This window comes from Pontibacter sp. GD13, from assembly GCF_058216355.1.
Genome location: NZ_JBYZMQ010000003.1, coordinates 263,427 through 272,543, shown reverse-complemented (window position 1 = coordinate 272,543; position 9,117 = coordinate 263,427). Strand labels below are relative to the sequence as shown.

The following is a 9,117-nucleotide window of genomic DNA, read 5'->3' as shown; positions in this document are numbered from 1 at the left end:
CCCCCCCGTAAGGAGGGGCGGCGCAAGTTGCCCCTGCGCGGGTTACCCTTACTCTTTCTCTTGTGTGTTATTTCTGTCTCAACAATCTCTCAAAGAACTTGCCGAAGAACTACTTTCTTCGCCTGAGCGCCCAGCGGCGCTGATCTTTTCTACCCCCCAGAGCCGATCGCTCGCTTGCGGGGTGCAAAGCTCGGAAGTTATCTCCAAACCTCCAAATCTTTTTCTCACTCTTTTTTTTCCGCCGATCCCGGGGAGCTGCCCTCCCCCTCTGGCGGGCTGCAAAGGTAGCGAAACCTTTTGGATTCGCCGCAACCTTTTCCACTCTTTTTTTTCCCGGCCTCCCCCTTCCGGGCGGGCCGCCGGCCCCCTCTCGGAACCGGGATGCAAAGGTAAGCGCTTTTTCGGAAACCGCAAGCCGAAGGGCGGGTTTTTTTCCGGGGCCTAAAGCCCGCCTGAAAAGGCCCTGCCGCCGCCCGCGGGCCGCTCTCGCCGCCCTATCCTCCCCGCTTAACCCGTCCCTGCTGAACCGGGATGCAAAGGTAAGCAAAACGGCGGTCCTTGCAAGCGGGGAAATAAGAAAAAACGCTTGCCTTGTGTAAGTGCCTGAAAATTAGGCGGAAATTTTTGAGCCCTTTTTTAATATTGTCCTTAATTGCAATTATTCATATCCTCTTGCTTGTTTTAAGGGCACTTATTCTACTTCCTTTTCAAAATTACCCTTTATATAATAGGGCCTTTTATATACAGTGGTTCCTTCAATTTTCTTGGTGCTGCTTTTCTTTATTATTGGCGGCACTATCGGCATAGTCCTGCAGGTACTTAAACCGCTCTGTCAGCTTACCTTCTTTCGCTATGGTTCCTCTCGCCAGCACACCTTCTTTATCACCGTTAAACAAATGCGGGAACACATTATCTATTAGGTGGCGGCCAAAATCTCGTGAGGCATTCCGCGGAAGTTCGCATGGCAGGTTATCAACAGCCATTATCGTAATGTTCTCTGGCCGGGAGTATGGTGGCTCCAACGTCCCGGTTATAGGGTTATAATCGTATGCCGGATCTTCTATGGTAGTAGCATGCTTTGTGGTAGGTATCGAGCCGTCTACATCGCAGGTAATGTCTGCTATCGTATCTATCTTAAAATCTCTTGCCTTGGTATCTTCTTCCGTAAATAGCTTTGGCGCGCGTGGGTCCCAATAAGCACAGGCAAGCAGCAAATCGGTTACTTTAGTGAATTTCCGGAAGGTACTCTTATAAAGGTGTGGATTGGCATAAAAATCTGGGGAGTCCCATACTTCCACGTCTGGCCGCGTATTGTAATCGCCGGAATGCAGCTGCGCGTACACGGGCTCCTTAAATTGTTTGTATAAATAGTCGAATACACTCACTTTCCGAATTCCCATTTTGTCCAGCACTTCCATGGCACCGCCTGCCACCCGACCGCCGCCTGTAATGGCAATTTTGATTGGTGGCAGCTGCACCTTAAAGTACTCCTCCTGCATGTCCTCCATTTCGTGGCACAGGTAGGCAGGCTTCAAATCGAACAGCCCGTGCTTTTTCCCATAGGTCAGCACGCCATTATAAGCTCCTACAATTCCGGCGTAACGCCCGAATGCAACCAGGCGCTGCCCGTTTTGTGCTGTCAGGGTTTCATAGTCTATTAAGGTAATGCGTTTAGACAGGATGGCATGCAGCAGCCTGGCGTTGTGTGGTTGTTTCTTAATAGTGTGGGAGAAGAAGAAATACGTCTTTCCGGGTATCAGCAGCTCAATGGGCACCTCCTTTACACCCATCAGTATGTCGCAATGGTTTAGGTCCTCCTGTAAAGGCAGGTTAAGCTCTTTATACTCTGCATCCGAAAAACATCTTATTGCACTGGGCTGAACCGTTATTTCTATTTCGGGAAACGCCTGCATGGCCTCTTCGCACTTCTTGGGCGTGAGCGGCACGCGCTTGTCTATGGGTACCTTCCCTTCTTTAATGACTCCGATCCGAAGTTTGCTCATAGCGATAGATGACTTGAATTGTTAAACCAACAGATTTGTTAGAGGAAGTATAAGCAAAACGCACCAATACCTGTTATAAAGGACAAGCAGTATGCTACGCTTTGTATTTCACCACCGGGTATAGCCTGTTTAGCGCTAACTATTTGATAAGATGCTTCAATATAATAAACATTTACTATTACTTTTGTAGAAATAAGGAGAATAACGAACATCATCGTTGCCTCTGCTATTTGAAATCCATCATTCCCAATCAACTGATCTCAACTATGCTATTTAAAACCAAACCTGCTGATGTATTTAAGGAGCGTCATAATGGCCCTGACAAAACACAGATGCAGGACATGCTTAAAGCCATCGGGGTTGACTCGCTGGACCAACTGATTGAGGAGACCGTACCGGCCGCCATTCGCCTGAAGAAGCCACTTAACCTGCCTGCAGCGCTAACCGAAACTGAGTTCCTGAACCAGTTCTCGCAAATCGCCAAGCAGAACAAAGTATACAAGACCTACATCGGGCTTGGTTACAACGACACTATTCTGCCTCCGGTTATACTTCGTAATATTATGGAGAACCCGGGTTGGTACACTGCCTACACCCCTTACCAGGCCGAGATCGCGCAGGGACGCCTGGAGGCGCTTATCAACTACCAGACCATGGTGATGGAACTGACGGGTATGGAGATCGCCAACGCATCGTTGCTGGATGAAGGCACTGCCGCCGCTGAGGCAATGGGCATGTTTTATGCGCAGCGAAAAGGCGCCCGCAAGAATGCCAACCGCTTCTTTGTATCAGAGCTTGCACTGCCACAAACAATTGATATTTTACTTTCCCGCGCTGTTCCGATTGGCATTGAGTTGGTTATTGGCGATCACCGCGAAGTTGATTTCACTGACGGCACCTTGTTCGGTGCCCTGGTGCAGTACCCGGCAGCTGACGGGGCTATTTTCGATTATACGGGTTTTATAGCCAAAGCACACGCGCAGGAGATGTACGTGGCGGTGGCTGCTGATATACTTTCGCTTACCTTGCTAACCCCTCCGGGGGAAATGGGTGCCGACGTAGTGGTGGGTACTACGCAACGTTTTGGCGTACCGATGGGCTTTGGTGGTCCGCATGCGGCCTACTTTGCCACAAAAGATACCTTCAAGCGTGTTATCCCGGGCCGTATTATCGGTATTTCTGTGGATGCAGCCGGCAATAAGGCATACCGCATGGCCCTGCAGACGCGCGAGCAACACATCCGCCGCGAGAAAGCAACCTCTAACATTTGTACGGCACAGGTATTACTGGCTGTTATTGCCGGCATGTACGCTGTTTACCATGGCCCACGTCGCCTGCGGTATATCGGCCTGAACACGCACGCCCTGGCGCAGCAGTTAGAGAAGGGCTTAAAAGCATTAGGCTTTGCGCAGCAGAACGAGCAGTATTTCGACACACTGAAAATAGCTGTAGAGAGTGCCGACCTGCAGCAGGCTATCCGCACAGAAGCGGAGGCAACGGGCATAAACTTCCGCTATTTAGGGGAGAATCACATCGGCATCTCGCTTCACCAGAACACCAACCTGCAGGATGTAAAAGCCATACTTGCCGTATTTGCTAAGGTTGCCGGCAAATCTGCGGATGTATTAACTATAAGTGAGCTACCCGAGGATACGCATGTAACCTGGGCTGACAGCCTGATCCGGAAGAGCGAGTACCTGACGCACGAGGTGTTTAACAAGCACCACTCCGAGCACGAGATCCTGCGCTACATGAAGCACCTGGAGAACAAGGATATTTCTTTGGTTCACTCCATGATCTCGTTGGGCTCGTGCACCATGAAGCTGAATGCCACTGCCGAGATGATTCCGGTTACCTGGCCGGAGATCGGGCAGTTGCACCCCTTCGCGCCTGCCAACCAGACCTTAGGCTATAAGCAGATCTTCTCAGACCTGGAGGCCTGGCTGTGCGAAATCACCCGTTTCGATGCGGTTTCGCTACAGCCTAACTCAGGTGCGCAGGGCGAGTACGCCGGCCTGATGGTGATCCGGGCTTACCACGAGTCCCGCCGAGATCATCACCGCACCATTGCTTTGATTCCGTCTTCTGCCCATGGCACCAACCCGGCATCTGCGGTAATGGCCGGCATGAAAGTGGTGATAGTTAAGTGCGACGAGAAAGGTAACATTGATGTGGCCGACTTGCGCGCGAAAGCTGAGCAGTATAAAAACGAGCTGTCTTGCCTGATGGTGACCTACCCGTCCACGCACGGTGTGTATGAGGAGAGCATCATCGACATCTGCCAGATCATTCACGATAACGGTGGCCGTGTTTACATGGATGGCGCCAACATGAACGCCCAGGTTGGCTTAACCTCTCCGGCCCACATTGGCGCCGACGTTTGCCACCTGAACTTGCACAAGACCTTCTGTATTCCGCATGGCGGCGGTGGTCCTGGCATGGGCCCAATCGGTGTGGTAAAAGACCTGGCCCCGTTTCTGCCTGGCCATACTGTGGTAGATTTAGGCCGTTCTGAGGCAATTCACGCAATCTCGGCCGCACCCTGGGGTTCGGCGTCTATTCTGCCTATCTCTTATGCTTACATTGCCATGATGGGCGGCGACGGGTTGACAGAGGCTACGAAAGTGGCTATCCTGAACGCTAACTACATCAAGGCACGTTTGGAGCAGCACTTTCCGGTACTGTATGTGGGTAAAAACGGCCGCTGCGCGCACGAGATGATCCTGGATTGCCGTGAGTTCAAGAAAGCAGGCGTGGAGGTTGAGGATATCGCCAAGCGACTGATGGACTACGGTTTTCACGCGCCAACGGTATCGTTCCCGGTGGCTGGCACCCTGATGGTGGAGCCAACCGAATCGGAAGCACAGGAAGAGCTGGACAGGTTCTGCGACGTGATGATCTCGATTCGTGAGGAGATCCGTGAGATCGAGGCTGGCAAGGCTGACCAAAAGAACAATGTGCTGAAAAACGCGCCACATACTTTAAAGGGAGTGATGGTTGAAAAATGGGAGCGGCCTTACTCGCGTGAGAAAGCGGTTTTCCCGATGCCTTTCCTGCGCGACAATAAAATGTGGCCAACCGTTAGCCGCATCGACAGCGCCTACGGCGACCGTAACCTGGTTTGCTCCTGCGCCCCGATCGAAGCGTACAATGAGAATGAGAACGAGATGGTGGCCATCGGCTAATACACTCCTGACGTATACTTTCAAGAAGCCTGGCCGCCTGCGGCCAGGCTTCTTGTTTTTATATCCTGCCGTAAGCACCAACTCACAATAGGGCACTATCGAACAAAACCACAGACATGCCACGTATACATGAACACATGATCATTAATAAACTTAACCCCTAACCAAGAAACTATGAAAACAACAACCAAAGGAATCCAGCTGTTACTGCTGGGTCTGTGCTTCCTGTTTATGGCAAGCTGCGCCTCCTCAGTAGATGTATCCACTGACTACGACAAATCAACTGACTTCAGCGAGTACAGGACGTTCGGCTTTTACCAGGAGCAACCAACCGCTTCGCAGGAAACAACGCAGAATTACAGCACACTGCTGGACCAATACTTAAAAAGCGCCATTCGGCAGTCTTTAACCAACCAGGGGCTTAGTTACGAGGCCTCCAACCCAGACCTGAAAGTGGCTTACGATGTAAGTGTAGATACAGAAACGAATGTAAACACCAATTACACCTATCCCCCAGGGTTTGGCTACGGCTACAGTTACTGGTATGGTTACCGCTATAACTATGGCTTTAATCGCTTCCCGGGTGCTTACCGCACCATCAACCAATACAAGGAAGGCACGGTAGTGGTTGACCTGGTGGACCCGGACTCCAATGAATTAGTGTGGCGCGGGGTAGGCGAAGCAGTCGTGGACATGAAAAGCGGCATCAGCCAGGAACAAATTAACACGATTGTGATGGATATACTCAAGAAATACCCGCCGACTGCAAACTAAGCAAACTTTATACTTTTAGCCACACCAGGCATCCTGCATACCCACAGCAGGATGCCTGGTTTTTTTACATAAGTGTGTTGTCAGCCCGTTCACAGCACTATAGCGTACGTAATAAACCTAAAACAGAACGATGCCTCTACTTGATCAAACACTTCCGAAGCAAGCCAACACAGTAGTTGCCTTGCTTGTCCTTTTGTTGCTATTAACAGGTTGTGCCGTGGTACCCGACGTGGCATCGGTGTATGACCGGGCTGCCCGTTTTAAAACATACCAGAGCTTTAACTGGTATCCCGCTGAGGCAGTGCCGGCTGCAGAAAGCAATTCTGCAGTTGACCAACGCCTGAAAGAGGCCATTGCCAGCGAATTGGTCAAACAGGGCATTGGCCCTACAACAACGGCCCCGGGTTTGTTAGTGGCGTACGACATCTCGCGAGGCCCTGCCCAAAGCCCAACTGACTCCTATGTCTTCCCGCCTGGCTTCGGTTATGGCTATAGCTATCAGCTGGGCTACCGCTATAACTACGGCTACGCCAACGTGCCGAAATTTCAGGCCATCGACACCTACCCGGTGGGCACCCTGGTAATAGACCTTATCGACAGGAACACCAATCAGTTGGTGTGGCGCGGCTGGTATGCGGCTGACCTTGACCCAGCCGCAATAGAACCCCGCCAGCTAAACCGGATCGTGGCCAACATCATGTCACGCTTCCCGCCCACCCCGGATCTCACCCGTTAAAAACCGGGTTCTTACAGCCTGTAGTTAAGGTTGATGCCGCCATAGTAGTTGCGGTTAGGGGCCGGTTGGAAGAAGCGGCCCCCAAACGCATTCAGGTCGTTCCCCAGGCTATACTTGTTATCCGTCAGGTTCTCGATTCCTGCAAAAAGCTCCAGCCCGAAGCGCTTCCCGAGCTGTCGTTTCAGGCCCCCACGGGCACCAAAAAGAAAATAACTGTCAGCGTACACGGTGTTCTCATCATTCAGCGGGATGGCGTCTACGTAATTGGAGGTCATCTTCAGATACAGGCCGTTGCGCATGCCTACATCCAGGCCTGCCGTAAGCACATGCGGCGCCACGCCTGTGAGCTTGTTTCCCGAAAGGTCTTCTTTGTCTTTCTGATAGTCCTTGAACCTAAAGTGGCTGTAGGTATAGCTACTCCATACTTTGAGTATGCCCAGCTGTAGCTCCGGTTCATCAAGCAAAGTATAGCTTAAGCTTGTTTCTATCCCTCTCTGATTGGTGGAACCGACATTCCGGAACACGGCCACGCTCGATGCATCCTGCCGGCTTACAATGGTTTCTTTCAGCCGGAAGTAAAAGCCTACCACATCCAAGCTCAGCTTACCTGCAAACGCTAAACCACGCACGCCTGCCTCGTAATTCGTTCCTTTCTCAGCCTCCAGGTCTTTGTTTAGCGTGCCATCCGATGTCAGTATCTCTTCTTCGGTTGGAGGAGAGAAGCCGGAGCTTACACTGGCATGTACCGTTATTTGCTGCGTGATCCGTTTCAGTAGCGCCAACCTGGGAGAAAGCACGGCTTTGAAGTCGCGGTTAAAGACGTAGTTCCCGCTGCTTACCTGCTGTAAGCGGGTAATATTATACCGGGTGTCATTCAGGCTGAGCGCTGCGGTGGCAATTATATCGGCGGGAAGCCCTAGTTCGGCCTGGGCAAACACAAAGCCTGTTTTGGCCACCACCTCATCGTCGGTGCGCAGGTTGCCGGGGGTGCCACTGTTATTGTCGTAGGTGCGGGCCGCTTCAAAACCCCGCTGAAACTCCCCGCCCAGGGTAAAGGTGGCAGAAGCGCTTCCCAGAACGGCATCGTAGGCAAAACCAGTACGGCCGCCAAACTCCTGGTTGGTGTTGCGCTCGTAGTCGGTGTTAAAGGGATTGTCCTTGAACTTGTGCAAGCCATATAGCGCGGTGGTGTTCCGGAAGTTGCCGCTGAACCTGTACTCCTGCTTCACGCCCACGTTTATTCCCTCCAGGTCAAGAGAGGCATTTTGCTTTACACTGCCAAACTGGCCGCCGCGCGCCTGGCGTGGGTCCTGCTCATACTGCTCCCGGGTAAGCCCACCGGGAAGTTCGTAGTAGAGATTCGAATAAATAAGGTTCGTGCTGACGGTTCGCTTGTCGGAGGGCGTGAACTCCGAAGAGATCAGCAGTACGTCGCGGTCTGTGGCCGACTGCTGGCGGTAACCATCATACTTTTGTTTGCTGTACTGCACCAGCAGGCTGCTGTTCTCTGTGCCTGTACTTGCCGCCACAACGTGCCTTCTGAAACCGTAGGAGCCAACAGTTGTTCCTGCCATTACCTGCTGCTCGCCGGGGGCCGCCCTGCGCGGGCTCAACAGCACCGTGCCCCCTGTGCCCGCGCCATAAATACTGGCCGTAGGGCCTTTCAGGACCTCAAGCTGTTCGATGTTGGCGGCATCCAGCAGGTTAAGCGCTGTTGTGCCGTTTGCCTCGGTAAAAGGAATGCCATCGAAGTATACTTTCACATTCCGGATACCATAAGGAGAGCGCAGCGTACTGCCCCGGATGGACAGCCTGAAGCTGGCAGGTGCCCGTTCTTCCATGCGCACGCCCGGCACGGTGTTTACAGCCCTAACGATAGAGCCTTCATCAAAGCGCTCAATGCTTGCTCTGCCTACCACACTTATAGCACCGGCTGTTTGCAGTAGCGGCCGGTTACTTTCATAGCCTCTGATAACCACCTCCTGCAGGCCAGTCGCGCCTGGCTGAAGCAACACCTGCAGCGGCTGGCCCGGCACTGGCGTAAACACAGTAGCGGTTTTAAAACCGATGTGGGTAAAGATAAGCTGCGTTACTTCGCCTGTTGCCGCAAGGCTGAAGTAGCCCTCCTCGTTGCTGGTGGTCTGCGCCCCGGTATTCGCGGTTACCGTAACCCCTGCCAGGGGCTCCGCTGTTTCGGCTTTTCTTATATAGCCCTCAAAGTGTGCCTGTGCCTGTAAAGCCTGGGGCAACAAAAGGACAAGCAGCAGCAAACCGAGCAGAAAGAGATATCGTGCAGTCATACTTAATAGAAATACCCCATGAAAACGCATCCAGGCCCCTAAAGTTAATTTAGTTTGTAAACTAATTACGCACGGCCCATGCACTGCACCTGGTTGGCGGCTATAAACGTTATTGCTAA

General features: G+C 52.2%; 5 protein-coding genes. 3 read left to right on the top strand and 2 right to left on the bottom strand.

Annotated features, from left to right (window positions below; all coding sequences use genetic code 11):
• Positions 1-755: 755 nt before the first annotated feature.
• Positions 756-2,003: an NAD(P)-dependent oxidoreductase gene (locus tag AC4BAN_RS07580; RefSeq protein WP_490563788.1), complete on the bottom strand. Its 1,248-nt coding sequence runs from the start codon at positions 2,001-2,003 to the stop codon at positions 756-758.
• Positions 2,004-2,269: 266 nt separating this feature from the next.
• On the opposite strand from AC4BAN_RS07580, the gene gcvP reads away from it, so the two are divergent.
• The 3 genes from gcvP to AC4BAN_RS07565 all read left to right on the top strand — a co-directional run bounded on the left by gcvP (position 2,270) and on the right by AC4BAN_RS07565 (position 6,698).
• Positions 2,270-5,188, top strand: coding sequence for an aminomethyl-transferring glycine dehydrogenase (gene gcvP / locus AC4BAN_RS07575; RefSeq protein ID WP_490563787.1), 2,919 nt, complete (start codon positions 2,270-2,272; stop codon positions 5,186-5,188).
• Positions 5,189-5,362: 174 nt separating this feature from the next.
• The gene (locus AC4BAN_RS07570) at positions 5,363-5,962 is read left to right on the top strand and encodes a DUF4136 domain-containing protein (protein WP_490563786.1); all 600 of its coding nucleotides are present in this window, start codon (positions 5,363-5,365) and stop codon (positions 5,960-5,962) included.
• Positions 5,963-6,092: 130 nt separating this feature from the next.
• Positions 6,093-6,698: a DUF4136 domain-containing protein gene (locus AC4BAN_RS07565; protein ID WP_490563785.1), complete on the top strand. Its 606-nt coding sequence runs from the start codon at positions 6,093-6,095 to the stop codon at positions 6,696-6,698.
• A gap of 11 nt (positions 6,699-6,709) precedes the next feature.
• On the opposite strand, the gene AC4BAN_RS07560 is transcribed toward AC4BAN_RS07565, so the two are convergent.
• Positions 6,710-8,998, bottom strand: coding sequence for a TonB-dependent receptor domain-containing protein (locus tag AC4BAN_RS07560; protein WP_490563784.1), 2,289 nt, complete (start codon positions 8,996-8,998; stop codon positions 6,710-6,712).
• Positions 8,999-9,117: the final 119 nt, after the last annotated feature.